Origin of the sequence: Marinovum sp. 2_MG-2023 (assembly GCF_030548265.1) — a bacterium.
Lineage (GTDB): Bacteria > Pseudomonadota > Alphaproteobacteria > Rhodobacterales > Rhodobacteraceae > Marinovum.
Genome location: NZ_JAUOSD010000004.1, coordinates 28,353 through 47,755, shown reverse-complemented (window position 1 = coordinate 47,755; position 19,403 = coordinate 28,353). Strand labels below are relative to the sequence as shown.

Here is a 19,403-nt window from a genome sequence, read left to right as displayed (position 1 = left end):
CTGGAATGGGGTGTGATTCTGTAACGGAGATTGCTCGGTATGGCGGAGTTGGCGGGCATTTTCATGGTGCCTTGGTACCGGTCGCGGCAGAGATCCTGTATGCGGCGGGGGCGATGAAGGAAAATTGTACTATCTAAGACGCCGCGATTTGCCGTGCGGCCGCAAATCATGGTGGACGGCAAAGTCGAATTTGACGCCGTGGTTTACAGACCGTTTTGGGCATAAATGATCGGGCGGGGCATCCCCGTCCGACCAAAAAATCCCATCCCTCCGGGTGCGGTTTTTACTCTGGACGATGTGCATTCATCTGCCGCATTTCCGCGAATTTCGAAACCAATTTCACCCTCAAATCAGCCGCGATTTCCGGTTTCAAAATCGGGATCTAAAATTGAAGCCCCCGTATTTGGACCGCCAATTTTGGGGAGGTCAATCCAGCGAATTGAAGCGATGGATGCTGGAAATTATACGTGATTTTAGGTATCCTTTTGCGAAGAAAAGGAATGCGCGACAAACGTCAGTGGGTCGTGTTGGAAAAGGATGTTCGAACAGGTTGCATGAAACTTGTGGCAACTTGATACTGGTAAGCGTCAGTTTTTTGGGAAATGCAGCTAAAGCGAGAAAATAAAATTGCACGTCAGGGTAATAGGTTGTGAATTCCGCCGACGATTGCGCTGGACACAAATTAATGAATTGACTGGAAATTCACGATCAAATAACGATCATCAATGTTACATTGACAAGGTATCGGAGATGACATGTCGGAAATAAACCTTGACGGAATGTCTCTGAAAGAACTGAAGCAGCTGCAAAAGAACGTAGCAAAAGCAATCAGCACTTTTGAAGACAGAAAGAAAAAAGAAGCGCTCGCAGCGCTGGAAGCAAAAGCCGCGGAGATGGGGTTCTCTCTATCTGATCTGACAAGTGGCAAAGGTGGAAAAATTTCCACTCCGAAATATCGCAATCCCGAAAACATTGATCAGACCTGGACCGGCCGTGGCCGTAAACCGGGCTGGTTTGTGGCTGCATTGGAAGAGGGCGTTTCGCCCGAGGCCATGTTGATTTCCTGACGGGTTTTTGCGGCGGATGTGCCATCCGCATTGCTACCCTGGAGTGAGACCTGGGAAGGCTGCGTTGGCGACATTCGTAACGTGAATTAATGAGCCCCTGATGCCCGGCATTGGGGGCTTTTGATATTTTGGACGCTGGAAAGCTGTGCTTGCCTCATGACGTGGCCAGAGGGGCGCGTCACGCAGGACAGGCCGCGCAGCGCAGCGAGCAACGCGCCTTCAGGCTGTCTCAGGCGCCATTTGAGAGATACCCCCTTTAACGGCCACGAGCGGCGAAAATATCGCCGCTCGCGTTCTTTTATATCCTCGCCCGCCCGGATGGTCCGGCGGATCGGGGCAAAATCAGTTCGGGATGTCGCCGGTCAGACCTTCGACATAGAAATCCATGCCCGCCAGCGTGCCGTCGTCAGCGGTTTCGCCGTCGGCCAGCCAGTCAGAGCCGTCCTGCTTTTTGATCGGCCCGGTAAAGGGATGATATTCGCCCGACGCAATCGCGTCTTTCATTGCCAGCGCCTCGGCCTTGACCTCGGCTGGGACCGCATCGGAAATCTCGCCAATGCCCACCATGCCCGGCCCAATGCCGTCCCAGGTGTCGGTGCTTTCCCATGTGCCATCCTTCACCGCCTGAACGCGGGCGATGTAATACGGGGCCCAATCGTCGATGATCGACGACACGCGCGGCAGCGGTGCATATTCACCCATATCCGACGCCTGACCAAAGGTGATGACATTGCCGGCCTTTTCCGCTGCGGCCTGTGGCGCGGTGGAATCGGTGTGTTGCAGGATCACATCCGCGCCCTGTTCGATCAATGCGTTGGCGGCATCGGCCTCTTTTGCGGGATCAAACCAAGTGTAGGCCCAAACGACCGAAAATTCGACGTCCGGGTTTACCTTCTTGGCGTGAAGATAGGCCGAGTTGATGCCGCGAATAACCTCTGGGATCGGGAAGGACGCAATATAACCGATCTTGTTGGTCTTGGTCATCTTGCCCGCGATATGGCCCTGAATGGCGCGGCCTTCATAGAAACGGGCTGAATAGGTGCTGACGTTATCGGCGCGTTTGTACCCCGTCGCATGTTCGAATTTCACATTCGGGAATTTCGAAGCCACATTGATTGTCGGATCCATATACCCGAACGAAGTGGTAAAGATGATGTCGGCGCCACCCAGCGCCATTTGCGTCATCGCGCGTTCACTGTCGGCACCTTCGGGCACGCTTTCCTGAAACACGGTTTCGACGGCATCACCAAAGTGTTCTTCAACCGCCAGACGGCCTTGGTTGTGTTCGTAGGTCCAGCCACCATCGCCTACGGGTCCGACAAAGATAAAGCCAACCTTGGTTTTGTCCTGAGCGATGGCCGTGCCGGCCAAGCCCAGTGCCAGAGCTGCGCTGGCAAGAAGGGTTCTGCGGTTCATTTGGATACTCCCCAATGTGGTTGTTCAATATGGTCTTTTGTTTGGTTTGGCCTCAGTGCGAGGCATGGAATGCGCGGCCGAGTGAGGCCGGTGCGCCGTGGTATCCCCGCGCTGAAATAACGACCAGCACCAGGATTGTTATCAGATACGGTGACATCGACAAGTACTCGACCGGGAGGCTTGTGCCCGCCGCTTGCAGGTTCAACTGCAAGACGGTGACGCCGCCAAAAAGATACGCACCGATCAGCACGCGCCAGGGTTTCCAGCTGGCAAAAACCACAATCGCCAGCGCGATCCAACCGGCCCCGGCGGTCATGCCTTCGGTCCATTGCGGCACCCGCACCAGCGAAAGATAAGCCCCGCCAAGCCCGGAACAGGCCCCGCCAAAGGCAATTGCCATCATGCGGATATGTACCACCTTGTAGCCCAGCGCATGCGCGGCATCATGGCTTTCGCCGACGGCGCGCAGGATCAATCCGGCACGGGTGAATTTCAGCACCGCCCAGACGGCGGCGATCATGGCAATCGAGACGTAAACCATGATGTCATGCTGGAACAACATCGGCCCGATGACCGGAATGTCGCCCAGCACCGGGATATGCAGATCCGCCAGGCTGGGGGCCTTCATCCCCTCATAGGGTTTGCCGATCAGCGATGACAGCCCCAGCCCGACCAAAGTCAGGCCCAGCCCGGTCGCCACCTGATTGGACAAGAGATATTGCGTCAAAAACCCAAAGCTCAGCGACAAAAGCGCCGAGGCCAAGGCTGCCGCCGCAAAACCCAGCAAGGGCGAGCCTGTGTTGACCGCGACGGCAAAACCGACCACCGCGCCAGTGATCATCATGCCCTCGACGCCCAGGTTCAGCACGCCTGATTTTTCCGTTACCAGTTCGCCAATTGCGGCCAGAAGGATCGGCGTGGCCGACACCATGAGCGAGGCAACCAGAAGGATCGGATTGATTGTGCCAAAGTCCATTATGCGGCCTCCCCCTGTCCGAATTGGACGCGGTAATTGGTGAATACATCCGTCGCCAGCAAGAAGAACAGCAACATGCCCTGAAACAATTGGATCGCCGCGCCGGGCAGGCCCAAATTGCTCTGCGCCGCTTCGCCACCGATATAGGTCAGCGCCATCAACAACCCGGCCAACAGGATGCCCACCGGATGCAGCCGGCCCAGAAAGGCCACGATAATCGCGGTAAAGCCGTAGCCGGAGTTGAAGTCGATGGTGATCTGGCCCGCCGGGCCTGCGACCTCAAACAATCCGGCCATGCCGGCCAATGCGCCCGACAGACCAAGACAGAACAGGATCACCCGTGCGGGTTTCACCCCGGCGAACCTAGCGGCGCGTGGCGCTTCGCCGGTCAGGCGGATGTGAAAGCCACGTATGTGGCGGGTCAGCAGGACATAGGCGAAAATCACCGCAATAAAGGCGGCGATCACCCCCCAATGCATGCCGGTCCCGGCAATGATTTCGGTGTTGGCGGCGCTTTCATATTGCTGAAGATTGCGCGAACCGGGAAAGCCGCGCCCTTCGGGATTTTTCAACAGCCCAGACGCCACAGAGGCAAGCCAGGCTTCGGCCACATAGACCAGCATCAACGAGACCAGAATTTCATTGGTGCCGAATTTGGTCTTCAGGATGGCGGGGATCATGCCCCAGGCCCAACCGCCAAGCGCCCCGGCAAGGATCATCAGCGGAAAAATTATGAAACTGTCGAGCGGATAAAAGGCCAATCCGACACCGGCACCGGCAATCGCCCCCATGATATACTGGCCTTCGGCGCCGATATTCCAGATCCCCGCGCGAAAGCCGATGGACAGACCGATCGCAATCAGGATCAGCGGCCCGGCCTTGATCAGCAATTGCCCGCGATAATAAAACGCAAATTCGCCAAAGATCGGATCCCAGAAAATCGTGCGGATCGCCTCTAGCGGCGGTTTGCCCAGGGCGGCAAACATGATGCCGCCGACAATCATGGTCAGCAACACCGCCAGCAACGGGGTGACAGCGGTCCAGAACCGCGAAGGCTGGGGCCGTTTGACGAGGTGGATCATGTCCGGCCCTCCGAATTTGCAAATTTCTTTACCGAAATCGGGTCTGCCAATGCTGGCGTTGTGCGTCGATCAAGCCGTTGCATGGGCCATCTCCATATCATGTGCGCCACCCATCATCAGGCCGATTTCATCCACCGTCAGACCCTGTACCGGGCGAATGTCCGACAATCGGCCTTCGTTCAACGCGCCAAACCGGTCGGCCACTTCCATCAATTCATCCAGATCCTGACTGATCACCACCACGGCTGCGCCCTGGGCCGCAAGGTCCAGAAGCGCCTGTCGGATTGCCGCCGCCGCCGCCGCATCCACGCCCCATGTCGGCTGGTTCACCACCAGAACCTGCGGTCGTTGCAGCACCTCGCGGCCAATGACAAATTTCTGAAGATTGCCCCCCGACAACGCCCGTGCCGCGGTGCCCGCACCGGGCGTGCGCACATCAAAGGCCTCGATCACCTGTTCGGCAAATCCGGTGGCCTTGGGCCAGTTCAGAAATCCTTTCTTCATCAACCCTTGACGCGCTGCGGCCGTCAGCATGGCGTTTTCCGTCAGGCTCATGTCCGGGGCCGCCGCATGGCCCAATCGTTCCTCTGGCGCGGATAATAGCCCGGCTTTGCGCCGTGCTTCGGGGCCTTGGGTGCCGACCGGCGCGCCATCAAAAGAAACCATTTGCGCCTCGGTCAGGATTTCACCGGAAATCGCGGCCAGGAATTCATCCTGTCCGTTGCCCGCCACGCCGCCAATGCCCAGAACCTCGCCCGCGCGCACCTCGAACGAGATATCTTTGAGCGATGTGCCGAATTCGCCGGGGGATTTGGCCGACAGACCGTCCACTTTCAACCGCACCTCGCCAAACTCCTTGGTGGCGCGTTGCACCGCATCAAACGACGCCCCGACCATCATTTCCGCCAGCGCCCGCGCGGTGGTGTCGCGTGGGGTACAGGTCGCGACGACCTGACCCCGGCGCAGGATTGTCGCGCTTTCGCAGATTGTGCGGATTTCTTCCAGCTTGTGAGAAATATACAGGATTGCCGTGCCTTCGTCCGACAGTTTGCGCAGCGTCTGAAACAGGATTTCGACCTCCTGCGGTGTCAGAACCGAGGTCGGCTCATCCATGATCAACAGGCGCGGATCTTGCAGAAGACAGCGGATGATTTCGACCCGCTGGCGTTCACCGGCCGACAATCCGCCAACCGTGCGGTCGGGATCAAGCGGCAGACCATAGGTTTCCGACACGTCGCGGATCTGCTGGGCCAGATCGCGGGGCTTGGGCGGATTTTCCATGCCAAGCGCGACGTTTTCAGCAACGGTCAGCGCCTCGAACAGGGAAAAATGCTGAAACACCATCGCCACACCAGAGCCACGGGCCGCATGTGGGTTTGGCGGGGCAAAGGCCGCGCCGTTCAGCATCATGCTGCCGCTGTCCGGTTTCACCAGACCATAGATCATTTTGACCAGCGTGGATTTGCCCGCGCCGTTTTCACCCAAAAGCGCATGCACCTCGCCCTTGCCCACCGAAAAGGACACATCGGAATTGGCGATCACACCGGGATAGGCCTTGGTCAGCCCTTTGATATCCAACAGGGTCTCTCTCATGCGCGGTTCTCCCTTGCGGCGGTCTGGGGCTCTGTTCGGTTCAGGTAACGGGCCGCCACCCCCACAGCAATGGCATGCGGATGTTTGCCCAATCCGGGGTCGCCAATCGGACAGGTGATGCGTGCTATTTGGGCATCACGATGCCCCAAGGCGGCAAGCCGCGACCGGAAGCGCGCCCATTTGGTGGCAGATCCGATCAACCCGGCGCTGGCAAAGCCATGGGTCAATGCGGCGTGGCACAGCGCCAGATCCAGCGCGTGCGAATATGTCAGGATCAGGTGATGCGCGGTTTTCGGGGCATGGGGCATCAAAGCGGTCGGGTCAGCGACAGGGACCACAGTGACCGACGTGGGGTGGGCGTCGGGAAAGCGCGCTGCGGCGGTGTCGACCCAGGTGATCGCCATGCCCGGCAACGGGGCCAGAACGTGGACCAGTGCCCGGCCCACATGGCCCGCGCCCCAGATCCAGATTTGGAAATCCGGGGTCAAAATTGGCTCGATAAACCATGAACCATGAAGTCCCGCCGTCACTGGCGCGCCCGCGTTGCGCAGGTCGGTTTCGGCGCGGAAAATTGCCAGCGGTTTCGCACCTTTGCCACGTGCAAAGGCCCCAGTTTCCGGCACCTCGTCCAGGCGCGAGGCGTCATAGACCTCGGTCAGGAGGGTCACCGCGCCACCGCAGCATTGCCCCAGTTCCGGCCCCAGGGGGTGGCGGGTCAACTGATCCGGCGCGTTTGCGGTCAGGGCGTCGCGCGCCGCAAGTGTCGCGGCATATTCCAAAGCGCCGCCGCCAATGGTGCCGCTTTGCCCATCTGCCCAGACCAGCATCGCGGCCCCCACTTCGCGCGGGGACGACCCGGCAATCGCGGCAATCACCACGCGGGCGACCCGGCCCTTGTCGGCAACCGCATCGCACAGGCCTGCGCGGTCAAACATCGTCCAGCGCCTTGATCGCGGCAAGAATGCGTTCCGGCGTCGCCGGGGCGTCCAAATCGGGATAGCCCTTGCCACAGGCGGCAATTGCATCCGACAGCGCAAAGAAGGCCGACATGCCCAGCATGAAGGGCGGTTCGCCCACCGCTTTGGAGCGATAGATCGTGTCGCTTTGGTTTTCACCATCCCACAGGTCGACGTTGAACACATCCGGCGTGTCGGAACAGGCCGGGATTTTATAGGTCGACGGCGCATGGGTGCGCAAACGGCCCGTATCGTCCCAGACCAGCTCCTCCATCGTGAGCCAGCCGGCGCCTTGAACAAAGCCGCCTTCGACCTGTCCGATGTCCAACGCCGGGTTCAGCGAGGCGCCGGCATCATGCAGAATATCGGTGCGCAAGATACGGTTTTCGCCGGTCAGTGTGTCGATCACGCATTCGGTCAGCGCCGCACCATAGGCGAAATAGAAAAACGGCCGGCCCTGGCCCTTGATCCGGTCCCAGGCGACATCGGGCGTCTTGTAGAACCCGGTGGCGGACAGGCTGATCCGTGCCTCATAGGCCGATTTCGCCGCTTCGGCAAAGGTCAGGGTCTCGCCGCCGACGATGACATTGCCATCCTCGAACCGGACGTTTTCGACCGGCTGCTGGTGCAATCCCGCCAGATGTTCGGCCATCCTTGCGGTGATCTTGTCACAGGCGTCCTTGACCGCCATGCCGTTCAGGTCAGACCCGGAGGAGGCCGCGGTCGCCGATGTGTTGGGCACCTTGGCGGTGTCCGTCGCGGTGATGCGGATCATGTCGATCGGCACGCCAAAGCGCGAAGCCGCAACCTGCGCCACCTTTTGAAACAGCCCCTGACCCATTTCGGTGCCGCCGTGGTTCAGGTGGATCGAGCCATCCTGATAGACATGCACCAGCGCGCCGGCCTGATTGAGGTGGGTGAGCGTAAAGGAAATGCCGAATTTCACCGGCGTCAGGGCAAGACCGCGTTTCAGGATCGGATTGGAGGCATTCCAGGCAGAGATATCCGCGCGCCGGGTGGCATAATCGGCGCGGCTCGCCAGTGCGTCGGTCATCTCGTTCAGAATGAAGTCCGTGACGTCCATGCCATAGGGCGTGGTTTGCACGCCGGGCTGTGACGCGGGCACCGCTGGCGGGGTCACGTTTTGCGCCGTCCCGCGCGAGGTCAGATCGGCACCTGGGGCGGTGAAGGGCCGGGATTTGGCGGAGGAATGCGGACCGGTGTAGCGATGCGCTGTGCCCGCCCCGGTTTTTGCCGGGGCCTCATAGTAATTGGCGCGCCGCACCGCCAGCGGATCAAGCCCCAGATGATGCGCTATGTGATCGACCACCCGTTCGATGCCCAACATCCCTTGCGGGCCGCCAAAACCGCGATAGGCGGTGGCGCTTTGGGTGTTGGTTTTCAACCGGTGGCTTTCGATCCGGGCGTGTTCCAGATGATAGGCATTGTCGGCGTGCAGCATGGCGCGGTCCGCCACCGGCAGCGACAGATCCTGTGCCCAGCCACAGCGGGCATATTGCATGAAGTCAACGCCAGCGATTTTGCCCTGATCGTCGAAGCCGACGGAATAATCGATGCGGAAATCGTGGCGTTTGCCGGTGATGGTCATGTCATCATCGCGGTCATAACGCATCTTGCAGGGTTTTCCGCTGATCTGCGCCGCGATGGCGCAGATACAGGCCAATGCATTGCCCTGGCTTTCCTTGCCACCAAATCCGCCGCCCATGCGCCGGGTTTCCACCCGGACGGCATGCATCGGGGTGCCGATGGCCTCGGCTACCTTGTGCTGGATTTCGGTCGGGTGCTGGGTCGAGGAATGCACCAACATGTCGCCGTTGTCCTGTGGCAGGGCGAGGGCGGCCTGACCTTCCAGATAGAAATGTTCCTGGCCGCCCATTTCCAGACTGCCGGTCAGCTGGTGTGGCGCGCCTGCGATGGCGCTGGCGGCGTCGCCCTTTTGATAGATGCGCGGGCCGTCTTCGAACCGGCTGTTGGCGGCGAGGGCGGCGTCAATGGTCAGGATCGGGGTTTCGGCGCTGGTTTCGACCTTGGCCAGACGTGCAGCCTTGCGGGCGTTCAGATGGGTATCGGCGACCACCGCAAAGATCGGTTGGCCGATATAATGCAGCGCACCGGTGCTGAGCAGGGGTTCGTCATGGATTGACGGTGACACATCATTGGCAAAAGGCAGATCATCCGCCGTCAGCACCGCAGCGACACCGGGCACGGCGCGCACGGCGGTGAGGTCCAGAGCGGTGATTGTGCCGCGGGCAATTTCACTGGTGCCAAAGGCGATATGCAGAGTGCCGCGCGGGGTTGGAATATCGTCGATATAGCGCGCCGCGCCAGTGACATGCAGCGCGCCGGCATCATGGGGCAGGGGGTTGGCGACGCTCATGGTTTGACCTCCAGCACCGAGGTGGCTGTGCCGTTCAGGTCGTGGAAGTAACGCAGAAGCATGTTTTTGGCGCTGGTCTTGCGATACTCGGCACTGGCGCGCATGTCGGACATCGGGGTGAAGTCCTCATCCAGCGCAGCGGCGGCGGCCGCCACGCTGTCTTCGGACCAGGGCCGGTTTATGAGGGCGGTTTCCAATGTGATCGCGCGCTTTGGCGTGCCGGCCATGCCGCCAAATGCGATGCGGGCGGCGGTGATCTTGCCATCCGTGATGGTCAGATCAAAGGCACCGCAGACGGCGGAAATATCCTGATCAAAGCGTTTCGAGAGTTTGTAGCTGCGCAGATTGGCGCGGTTTTTGGGGATGGTCACGGCCTCGACAAATTCGCCCGGGGCGCGATCCTGTTTGCCGTAGTCGATGAAGAAATCTTCCAGTGCGATGTCGCGCCGCCTGTCACCTTGGCGCAGATGCAATGTCGCGCCGAGGGTGATCAGCACCGGCGGGCTGTCCCCGATGGGAGAGCCGTTGGCGATATTGCCGCCGATAGTCGCGGCCTCGCGCACCTGAACGCTGCCATAGCGGCGCAGGAGTTCGCCGAAACTGGGATAAAGCTCCGTCATCAGCGGCCAGAGTTGCGCGATGGTGACACCGGCGCCGATTTTCAGGGTGTCGCCCCGGTGTTCGATTTGTTGCAGGTCCTGGCATCGATTGAGGAAGATGACCGGATCGAGGTCGCGCAATTGTTTGGTGACCCAGAGCCCCACATCGGTGGCGCCGGCAATCAGGGTTGCGTCGGGGTGTTGGCTGTAGATTTGCGCCAGTTCGTCCGAGGATCGGGGCAGGAAGGGGGGCCAGCCCCCCGCTGCGCCCCCCCCGGGATATTTTTGAACAGAAGAAGCCACAAGGGCGGCATCCGCCGCGACCCAGCGTGGCACCGGTGCGGTTTCGGCGGATTTGGCGGCGCGGAGGATCGGGGCGTAGCCGGTGCAGCGGCAGAGATTGCCGGCCAGCCGGTCGTTGTGATCGGTTTGGCCATTGGCATGGGCCACGGCCATCGAGGCGATGAAGCCCGGCGTGCAAAACCCGCATTGCGAGCCGTGATGCGCGACCATGGCGGATTGAACCGGGTGCAGATCGCCGCTGTCGTCGCGAATGCCCTCGACCGTGCGGACAGATTTGCCTTCCAGCTGTGGTAAAAAGAGGATGCAGGCATTCAGCGCGCGGATACCGTTTTCATCCTGCACCATCACCGTGCAGGCCCCGCAGTCGCCTTCGTTGCAGCCCTCTTTGGTTCCGGTCAATCCGCGGTCTTCGCGCAGCCAGTCCAGCAGAGTTTGCGTTGGATTGTCAGGGCGAAGCCGGACATGTTCTCCGTTCAGAAGAAAGCCAATGTCCATATCTGGGTCCTGCCGCTCTACCTTGCGCACAATTTTGCAAACCCTCGATGCGGCGTAGAAGGTTTGCGTGCCGGTCCGTTAAGCAGGATAGGGAGGCTGGTTCGCGACTGGCAAGCGAATCCTTGGCTGCGGTGCAGAAAGTTTTTGCCATTGCATAAATCTTGTGCGTTGGTTTTTGGCGGCCCTGCGTGGGGTTTCAACGGTTTAGCAGGGGCTTATTCATCAGGTTCATTTGAAAGACTTTTTGGCGGATCAGCCAAATACCGACCAATTGGTGAACCGTGCCAGCCGTTCCGCCGCCTCTGTGCCGACCTTTGAATTTCCCCAGGCGTTCAGGCCCGGCGACCAGATTGCGACAGAGGCCCGCCCCGGCACCGCGAGCAGGATACCGCCGCCAACGCCGCTTTTGCCGGGGAGGCCGGTGCGGAAGGCAAAGTCGCCGGAGCCGTCATAATGGCCGCAGGTCATCATCAGCGCAGCAATGCGGCGGCGTTTTACCTGGGGCAGCAGCATTGGCGCGCCCTTCAGACCGGCGATGCCGCGACCTGCCAGGGCCAGTTGCCGGGTGGTCATTTCGATGGCGCATTGATGGAAATAGGTGCCCAGCGTCATCTCTGCCGGGTTTTTGAGGTTGCCGAAGCTTTTCAGATAATGCGCCAGGGCAAAGTTTCGGTGACCGGTGGATTTTTCCGATGCGGCGACTGCGGCGTCGATATGGATGTCGTCTTCGCCGCTGCTGGCGCGAATAAAGCCGAGGATTTCGGTCAGGGCCTCTTTTGGGGCGCGGCCGGCCAGGAGTTCATCGGTGGTGACCAGCGCCCCGGCGTTGATAAAGGGATTGCGCGGGCGGCCCTGTTCCTGTTCCAGCAAGAGGATCGAGTCGAAACGGTCGCCCGAGGGTTCGCGACCCACCCGCGACCAGAGGCTTTCGCCGATGCGGGACAAGACGCAGGCGAGGGCAAACACCTTGGACACCGATTGGATCGAAAATCGGGTGTCTGATTGGCCGGCGCTGAGCAGGCGACCGTCGGCCAGCGCCACCGAAATGGCAAATTGCGCCGGGTCGATACGGGCCAGTTCCGGGATATAGGTCGCCACCTCGCCCCAATCCGCGCTTGCGCGGAACTCGGAATCGAGGGTTTCGAGAAAGGTTTGCAATTGGTTCGGGTCCGTCATGGCGCGAAGCTACAGCGCCCGGCGCGCTTGTCCAGATGTCACGTGTTGGCGGTGGTTGGTGTGTCCGATGTCATGAAGCTGGTAATTTCGGTGATGGCAGAGCGCACATTCAGGATCGAATTATGCTCGCCGTGTTCATAGATCTGCACCTTGGCTCCGGGCCAAGTGTCGCCGATATTTGTCACATCATCAAACGGAACGGCCCAATCCTGGCGGGCATGAACGACCAGAAGATCTTCGGACCGGTTTGCGGTCATATGGTCCCAAGGGGTTTCGATCGCGTAAGGCGCGCCAAGGCGGCTGACCTCGGCCACAAAGGTATCAAGACATCGGCCATCCAGCCCGTATTGCCTGCCACCCTGCCGGACAAGGTTGGCGAGGTTCACCGGCGTGGACACAAACGCCAGTTTCGGGCTGAGGTCACAGTGTTTGAGGGCGAAAAGCGTGCCGTTGCAGCCAACGCAATGGGCGATCACACCATCATAGGGGCCGTGGTTTTTGGTGACGGACTGAATGCTTTCGGCGATGTCACGCATGCTGCACATATCGCGTTGCGGGCCGAGATGCCCCGGCAGGACCAGCAGATCAACCGTGACGCCCGCGGTTTGCAGCCGCCGAATAAGCCGCAGGAACTGGCGGAAATGTCCATCCAGCCCCGGCACGATCAAGATGCGTTTGCCGGAGGGGCTGTTGTCCTTGGCCAGGGCCGGGAAATTCAGCCGGGTCACCCCGTCCACGGTGATTTGCGTGATGTCCTCTGGTGAATAACGGTCCAGATCCGCCAGGAAACAGGCCGAAGGCGTAAGATGCCGTCGCGCCAGCATGCGGGCCGTTCCGCGCGGTGACAGTTTGGTCATCACGTCCAGAGCATGTCTTCGCAGACGGGTTTTGATGCCGTAATGCGGGAGCTGCACTGCGACGGGGGGCGTATAGGGGCTATTTATTGTATCGTTTGGCATTTTTCACAAAATTATTTAAAGGGGAGTTATATTGCGACGCTCCACTTTAAATTTGGCAGAATTTGGACCGGGGCGGGACAAGGTCGCGGCGGCATGGCTTCCATCGCCGCGCTGGCGGGCATAGTTTGGCGCCTATGAGCCAAGCACCCCGATTCATTCACCTGCGCACCCATACCGAATACTCTTTGTTGGAAGGGGCTATGCGGCTGAAAAAGCTGCCGGGTCTCTGCGCCGACATGGGCATGCCTGCGGTGGCGGTGACCGATAGCAACAATCTGTTTTGCGGGCTGGAGTTTTCGGTTGGTGCACAGGGGGCTGGCATACAGCCGATCATGGGCTGTCAGGTCGATCTGGCGTATCAGGCCGTCAAACCGGGGGATCGCCCGGCATTGCCTGCGGCGATTGTCCTTCTGGCACAGAATGAGCGCGGATATGAGCATCTGATGCGGCTCAACACCTGTCTTTATGTGGACAAGGGCGGGCAGCAGCCGCAGGTGACGCTGGATGAATTGCAGAGCAATTCAGATGGGTTGATTTGCCTGTCTGGCGGGCCGGATGGTCCGGTGGGCAGATTGTTGCAGCGCGGGCAACGCCCGGCGGCAGAGGCGCTGATGGAGCGGCTCAAATCCATATTCGGGGATCGGCTGTATGTCGAGTTGCAGCGCCACCCCGGCGAAGGTGGATTGCCCGAGGCCGAAGCGAAATCGGAACGTGGCTTTGTCGAAATGGCCTATGCCATGGATCTGCCGCTGGTGGCGACGAATGACGTCTATTTCCCGAAACCAGAGATGTACGAGGCGCATGATGCGCTGATCTGTATCGCCGAAGGTGCCTATGTCGATCAACAGGACGGGCGCCGCCGTCTGACGCGCGAACATTATTTCAAAAGCCCGCAGGAAATGGCAACGCTGTTTGCCGATTTGCCAGAGGCGCTGGAAAACACGGTCGAGATCGCCAAGCGCTGTGCCTTTGGCTGTTATCGCCGCGATCCGATCCTGCCGAAATTCGCCGATGACGAGGTGGCCGAACTGCGCCGCATCGCCAACGAAGGCCTGCAACAGCGGCTGGCGGTGATCCCGCATGCGGTGTCGGTCGAGGAATATCAGGAACGGTTGGAATTCGAGCTTGGCATTATCGAGGGCATGGGATTTCCCGGCTACTTTCTGATCGTTGCCGATTTCATCCAATGGGCCAAGGACAATGATATTCCGGTGGGGCCGGGGCGGGGGTCTGGTGCCGGGTCGCTTGTGGCCTATGCGTTGACCATCACCGACCTTGACCCGCTGCGCTATTCGCTGCTGTTCGAACGGTTCCTGAACCCGGAACGGGTCAGCATGCCTGACTTTGACATCGACTTTTGCATGGATCGCCGCGAAGAGGTGATCCGCTATGTGCAGCAGAAATATGGCCGCGACAAAGTGGGCCAGATCATCACCTTTGGTGCGCTCTTGTCCAAGGCGGCGGTGCGTGACATCGGGCGCGTGTTGCAGATGCCCTATGGTCAGGTCGATCGTTTGTCGAAAATGATCCCGGTCGAGGGGGTGAAACCCGTCAGCATCGAAAAGGCGTTGCAGGACGAGCCGCGCCTGAAAGAAGAGGCCAGGAACGAAGAGGTGGTTGACCGGCTTCTGACCTATGGTCAGCAGGTCGAGGGGCTGTTGCGCAATGCATCGACCCACGCCGCCGGGGTGGTGATTGGCGACCGGCCATTGGATGCGCTTGTGCCGCTTTACCAGGATCCGCGATCCGACATGCCGGCCACGCAATTCAACATGAAATGGGTCGAACAGGCCGGGCTGGTGAAATTCGACTTTCTCGGTCTGAAAACCCTGACCGTGATCCAGAATGCGATGGATCTGATCTTCAAATCCGGTCGGCCGCTGCATGTCTCGGCGGACGGCAGGCAGCTCTATGAACCGGCGGAAGGGGCAGAAAACCAGATCAACGCCATCCCGCTGGATGATGAGGCGTCTTACAAGCTTTATGCGGCGGCCAAGACCGTGGCGGTGTTTCAGGTGGAAAGCTCGGGCATGATGGATGCCCTGAAGCGTATGAAGCCGACCTGTATCGAGGACATCGTCGCCCTTGTGGCGTTGTACCGTCCCGGCCCGATGGAAAACATCCCAACCTATTGCGAGGTCAAGAACGGGCAGAAAAAGATCACCTCGGTCCATCCGTCGATCGACCACATCCTGTCGGAAACCCAGGGCATTATCGTCTATCAGGAACAGGTGATGCAGATCGCGCAGGTCATGGCGGGCTATTCGCTTGGCGGTGCTGACCTGTTGCGTCGGGCGATGGGTAAAAAGATCAAAGAGGCGATGGACGCCGAACGTCCGAAATTCGAAAAGGGCGCGGCGGAAAACGGGGTCGACAAGAAAAAGGCGACCGAGGTTTTCGACCTTCTGGAAAAATTCGCCAACTACGGTTTCAACAAATCCCACGCTGCTGCCTATGCGGTGGTCAGCTATCAGACGGCTTGGCTGAAGGCCAACCACCCGGTCGAATTCATGGCCGGGGTGATGAACTGCGATATCCACCTGACCGACAAGCTTGCGACCTATTTCGAAGAGGTCCGCAAGGGGCTGGGGCTGCCTTGGGTGCCGCCCTGCGTAAACCGGTCGCTGGCGACGTTTGATGTGGTGGACGGCGCATTGGTCTATGCGCTGGGCGCGTTGAAAAACGTCGGGGTCGAGGCGATGAAACTGGTGGTAGAGGGGCGGCGCGCCGACCCAAGCCAGCCGGGCAGCCCCGACAAACCCTTTGCCACGATTTATGATCTGGCCCGGCGGGTTGATCTGAAACGGGTGGGCAAACGTCCGATGGAAATGCTGGCCCGCGCCGGGGCGTTCGATCAGCTTGATCCCAATCGGCGGCGGGTGTTCGAAAGCCTTGATGCGCTGGTGAGCTATTCGGCTGCGGTGCATGATCAGAAAAACTCTAATCAAGTCAGCCTGTTTGGCGAGGCGGGGGATGACCTTCCGGAACCGCGTCTTGCGCCGGTGAATGATTGGTTGCCCGCCGAACGGCTGGCCGAGGAATTCAAGGCGGTTGGCTTCTATCTCTCTGGTCACCCGCTGGATGATTACATGGCGGCGCTCCGGCGCAAGGACGTGATGACACTTGACGAGGTCACGGCCAAGGCCGAGAGCACGCCCTGTCTGGCCAAACTGGCCGGGGTGGTTGCGGGACGTCAGGAGCGTAAATCCGCACGCGGAAATCGGTTTGCCTTTTGCCAATTGTCCGACACCACCGGCGCCTATGAGGTCACGCTGTTTTCCGAAACACTGGAGAAAAGCCGCGATTTCCTGGAAACCGGGGCCAAGGTTGTGGTGACGGTCGAGGCGACAATGGAAAGCGATCAGTTGAAATTGCTGGCCCGCTCTGTTGCGCCGATTGACGATGCGGTGGCGGATGCCGGGGCGTCGGGGCTAAAGGTGTTTGTCGAAGAACCGGGCGCGATTGCGTCGATTTCCCAGATGTTGTCGGATGCGGCCGAGCGGGTGAAAAAGGCCGGGCGCGGCCCGATCTATCTTTGCCTGATGGACCCTGCCTTGCCCGGCGAGGTCGAGATCGACACCGGCGCCGAATTCCCGGTGACGCCAGAGATCAAAGGCGCGCTGAAATCCCTGCCGGGGGTGATGGCCGTGGAAGAGGTCTAGGGGTTTTGCGGGCAGGATCGCGGGGCAGAATTACCGGTCAGGCGAAATAGGCACGGCGCAGCAAATTCAAACCCGCCAGGAGCAACACCGCCAAGGTCGCGCGGCGAAAGGTTTCTTGGTCGATCCGGTCCTGAACCATGCCGCCCAACCAGACGCCAATCATCGCCGGCAGACACAGCCAGATCGAAAACACAAAGGTTTCGCTGCGCACCACGCCGGAATTCCAATGCGCGAGCAGCAATAACAGCGACCCAAACCCAAACGCGACGCCCTGGGTGCGCATCTGCATGCGTTTTTCGGTCTGCAATGCGGTCAGATAGGCCACCATCGGCGGGCCCCAAACGCCGGACAATCCACCGATAAAACCGGAAAACGTGCCCAGTGTGACCTCGACCCAGGCAATTTGTTGCGGCAGGTGGAATTTTATCCCGACAAGCTGCATCAGGCAGAACAGGGTGATGGGCAGGCCGATCGACAGGAACAACACCCAAACCGGCAAGAACACATAAAGCTGTGCCGACAGCACCAGCACGACCCCGGCTGTGAGCAAGTAGATGCGAAACTGATAGGCCGAACGCCATGCCGCCCCCAGACCCTGGCGCAATGCCTGGGCCCCATTGGTCAGCAAGGTTGGAAGAATCAGCCCGGCCAACGCCACATCTGGGGGTAGAAACATGCCCAGCAACGAAATCATGATCATTGGCATGGCGAATCCGACCATGCCCTTGATCACACCGGCCAAAAGCGCGACGGCACCGCTGGCCATCAACAGAGAAAACGAGAGATCAAATGCAGCAAAATCCATTTCTGTCGCCTAGCACAGCCGGATGGTCGCTGCATTTTAAATCTTTTGCGCAATATTTGGAATGTGATCGTCCTTGAAACGAATTTTTGTTGCGCTGCACCTGCGAAGGCTTTATGCAACGGCAAGAGAGACAAAGGAGTGCGACCATGGCCCATGATGGACAAGACCTGACGACGCAGGCACAGGTGCTGCTTGACGATCTGTTGACATTGACCGGCGCGGCAATTGCCCCGGTCGAACGGATTTTCGATTGCGCCCGCGCGCATCTGCGCGATCTGGTGGTCCAGGATGGCCGGGTGTCGGCAATGTTGGTCGAGGTGCATCAGGATGCGGCGCATGGGCTGGCTTGGTTGGCTACCTATTTGGAATCGCTCAGACAAATGCAGGGTTGGGCAGAGCGGATGACCGCAGAGGGCCAGTTTTCAGAGCTGAATGCCCTGATGCATCAGATCGCCTTTGGCGAATATCTGGCCCAGATCCGGGGTGGCATTCCCATGAACCAGGGCGAGATCGTGCGCCCGCGCGATTTCGGGGTTGGCCCGGAGGAGCTGGGCGTTCTGAACACGCCAGAGATTGAAACCCTGTTGACGCAGGGCAATACCACGGCGGCCCGGATGCGGTTGGTGGAACTGATGCAGGCGCAGCATGGGGCGACGATGTTCGGCGCATCCGGCCTGGATGACGAGCTTGAGATGATCCGCGAGCAATTTCGCCGCTATGCCGTCGATAATGTCATCCCGCACGCCCATGAATGGCATCTGAAAGACGACTACATCCCGATGCAGGTGATCGAGGAACTGGCCGAAATGGGGGTCTTTGGCCTGACCATTCCCGAAGAATTCGGCGGTTTCGGCCTGTCCAAGGCATCTATGTGCGTGGTGTCAGAGGAACTGTCGCGCGGCTATATCGGCGTCGGCTCGCTTGGCACAAGATCAGAGATTGCAGCCGAACTGATCATCGCCGGTGGCACGCAGGCACAAAAGGAACATTGGTTGCCGCTGCTGGCCTCGGGTGAAAAGCTGCCCACTGCGGTGTTCACCGAACCCAACACCGGCTCTGACCTCGGTTCCTTGCGCACCCGCGCGGTCAAGGGCGAGGACGGCAATTACACCGTGACCGGCAACAAGACATGGATCACCCATGCTGCGCGGACCCATGTCATGACGCTGTTGGCGCGCACCGATCCCGACACCAGTGATTATCGCGGGTTGTCGATGTTCCTGGCGGAAAAGGAACCCGGCGACGATGCCAACCCATTCCCGACCGAGGGCATGACTGGCGGCGAGATCGAGGTTCTGGGCTATCGCGGGATGAAGGAATTCGAACTGGGGTTCGATGGCTTCAAGGTCAAAGGCGACAATCTGCTGGGTGGGGAAGAAGGCAAAGGCTTCAAACAGCTGATGGAAACCTTTGAATCCGCTCGCATTCAGACCGCCGCACGCGCCATTGGCGTGGCGCAATCGGCGCTGGATGTGTCGTTGCAATATGCGCTGGATCGCAAGCAATTCGGCAAGTCGATCATCGCGTTCCCGCGTGTGGCCGGCAAGCTGGCGATGATGGCGGTCGAGATCATGGTGGCGCGGCAGCTGACCTATTTCTCGGCCCGGGAAAAGGACGAGGGGCGGCGCTGTGATCTTGAGGCTGGTATGGCCAAGCTTCTGGGCGCGCGTGTTGCCTGGGCAGCGGCGGACAACGGGTTGCAGATCCACGGCGGCAACGGATTTGCCTTGGAATACACGATCAGCCGGATTTTGTGCGACGCGCGGATTCTCAATATCTTTGAGGGTGCCGCAGAAATTCAGGCACAGGTGATCGCCCGTCGCCTGCTTGATCCGCGCAAATAATCAGGCGGAGATCCCGGATGGTGATCCTGGGTGGTGATCCGGGGCCGCAGTCCCGGACCGTGATCTTCGGTT

Annotated in this window: 13 protein-coding genes; 3 read left to right on the top strand and 10 right to left on the bottom strand. The window is 59.8% G+C overall.

The features are described from left to right. Window positions 1-755 precede the first annotated feature (755 nt). Window positions 756-1,067: an H-NS histone family protein gene (locus tag Q4577_RS06420; RefSeq protein WP_303468868.1), complete on the top strand. Its 312-nt coding sequence runs from the start codon at window positions 756-758 to the stop codon at window positions 1,065-1,067. A 342-nt stretch (window positions 1,068-1,409) separates the two neighbouring features. Here Q4577_RS06420 and Q4577_RS06415 read toward each other — a convergent pair whose 3' ends face one another. The 9 genes from Q4577_RS06415 to Q4577_RS06375 form a co-directional block, all read right to left on the bottom strand. Next, window positions 1,410-2,483: a BMP family ABC transporter substrate-binding protein gene (locus tag Q4577_RS06415; protein ID WP_303468867.1), complete on the bottom strand. Its 1,074-nt coding sequence runs from the start codon at window positions 2,481-2,483 to the stop codon at window positions 1,410-1,412. 52 nt (window positions 2,484-2,535) lie between these two features. After that, on the bottom strand, window positions 2,536-3,459 hold the full coding sequence (locus Q4577_RS06410) for an ABC transporter permease (protein WP_244684329.1): 924 nt from the start codon (window positions 3,457-3,459) through the stop codon (window positions 2,536-2,538). After that, window positions 3,459-4,541 carry an ABC transporter permease gene (locus Q4577_RS06405; protein ID WP_303468866.1) on the bottom strand — a complete coding sequence of 361 codons (1,083 nt, stop codon included), beginning with the start codon at window positions 4,539-4,541 and terminating at the stop codon, window positions 3,459-3,461. Before Q4577_RS06405 ends, Q4577_RS06410 begins: the two co-directional genes overlap by 1 nt. Window positions 4,542-4,610: 69 nt before the next feature. Further along, window positions 4,611-6,134, bottom strand: coding sequence for an ABC transporter ATP-binding protein (locus Q4577_RS06400; RefSeq protein ID WP_244684331.1), 1,524 nt, complete (start codon window positions 6,132-6,134; stop codon window positions 4,611-4,613). Further along, the gene (gene xdhC / locus Q4577_RS06395; RefSeq protein ID WP_303468863.1) at window positions 6,131-7,069 is read right to left on the bottom strand and encodes a xanthine dehydrogenase accessory protein XdhC; all 939 of its coding nucleotides are present in this window, start codon (window positions 7,067-7,069) and stop codon (window positions 6,131-6,133) included. Before xdhC ends, Q4577_RS06400 begins: the two co-directional genes overlap by 4 nt. After that, window positions 7,062-9,488, bottom strand: a complete 2,427-nt coding sequence (gene xdhB, locus Q4577_RS06390; RefSeq protein WP_303468862.1) for a xanthine dehydrogenase molybdopterin binding subunit — start codon at window positions 9,486-9,488, stop codon at window positions 7,062-7,064. Before xdhB ends, xdhC begins: the two co-directional genes overlap by 8 nt. Beyond that, the gene (gene xdhA / locus Q4577_RS06385; RefSeq protein ID WP_303468861.1) at window positions 9,485-10,885 is read right to left on the bottom strand and encodes a xanthine dehydrogenase small subunit; all 1,401 of its coding nucleotides are present in this window, start codon (window positions 10,883-10,885) and stop codon (window positions 9,485-9,487) included. The genes xdhB and xdhA overlap by 4 nt, the downstream gene beginning before the upstream one ends. Before the next feature lie 252 nt (window positions 10,886-11,137). Continuing rightward, the gene (locus Q4577_RS06380) at window positions 11,138-12,061 is read right to left on the bottom strand and encodes a glutaminase (RefSeq protein ID WP_303468860.1); all 924 of its coding nucleotides are present in this window, start codon (window positions 12,059-12,061) and stop codon (window positions 11,138-11,140) included. A gap of 38 nt (window positions 12,062-12,099) precedes the next feature. Further along, window positions 12,100-12,918: a hypothetical protein gene (locus tag Q4577_RS06375; RefSeq protein WP_303468859.1), complete on the bottom strand. Its 819-nt coding sequence runs from the start codon at window positions 12,916-12,918 to the stop codon at window positions 12,100-12,102. 236 nt (window positions 12,919-13,154) lie between these two features. Here Q4577_RS06375 and dnaE point away from each other — a divergent pair, with 236 nt between their 5' ends. Beyond that, entirely contained in the window at window positions 13,155-16,682 is a 3,528-nt protein-coding gene (gene dnaE / locus Q4577_RS06370; protein ID WP_303468858.1) for a DNA polymerase III subunit alpha, read from the top strand. 37 nt (window positions 16,683-16,719) lie between these two features. Here the strand turns inward: dnaE and Q4577_RS06365 are convergent, their stop codons facing one another. Then, entirely contained in the window at window positions 16,720-17,487 is a 768-nt protein-coding gene (locus Q4577_RS06365; protein WP_303468856.1) for a sulfite exporter TauE/SafE family protein, read from the bottom strand. Window positions 17,488-17,633: 146 nt separating this feature from the next. Between Q4577_RS06365 and Q4577_RS06360 the strand changes: the two genes are divergently transcribed. Further along, on the top strand, window positions 17,634-19,331 hold the full coding sequence (locus Q4577_RS06360; RefSeq protein ID WP_303468854.1) for an acyl-CoA dehydrogenase family protein: 1,698 nt from the start codon (window positions 17,634-17,636) through the stop codon (window positions 19,329-19,331). The last annotated feature ends 72 nt before the right edge of the window (window positions 19,332-19,403 follow it).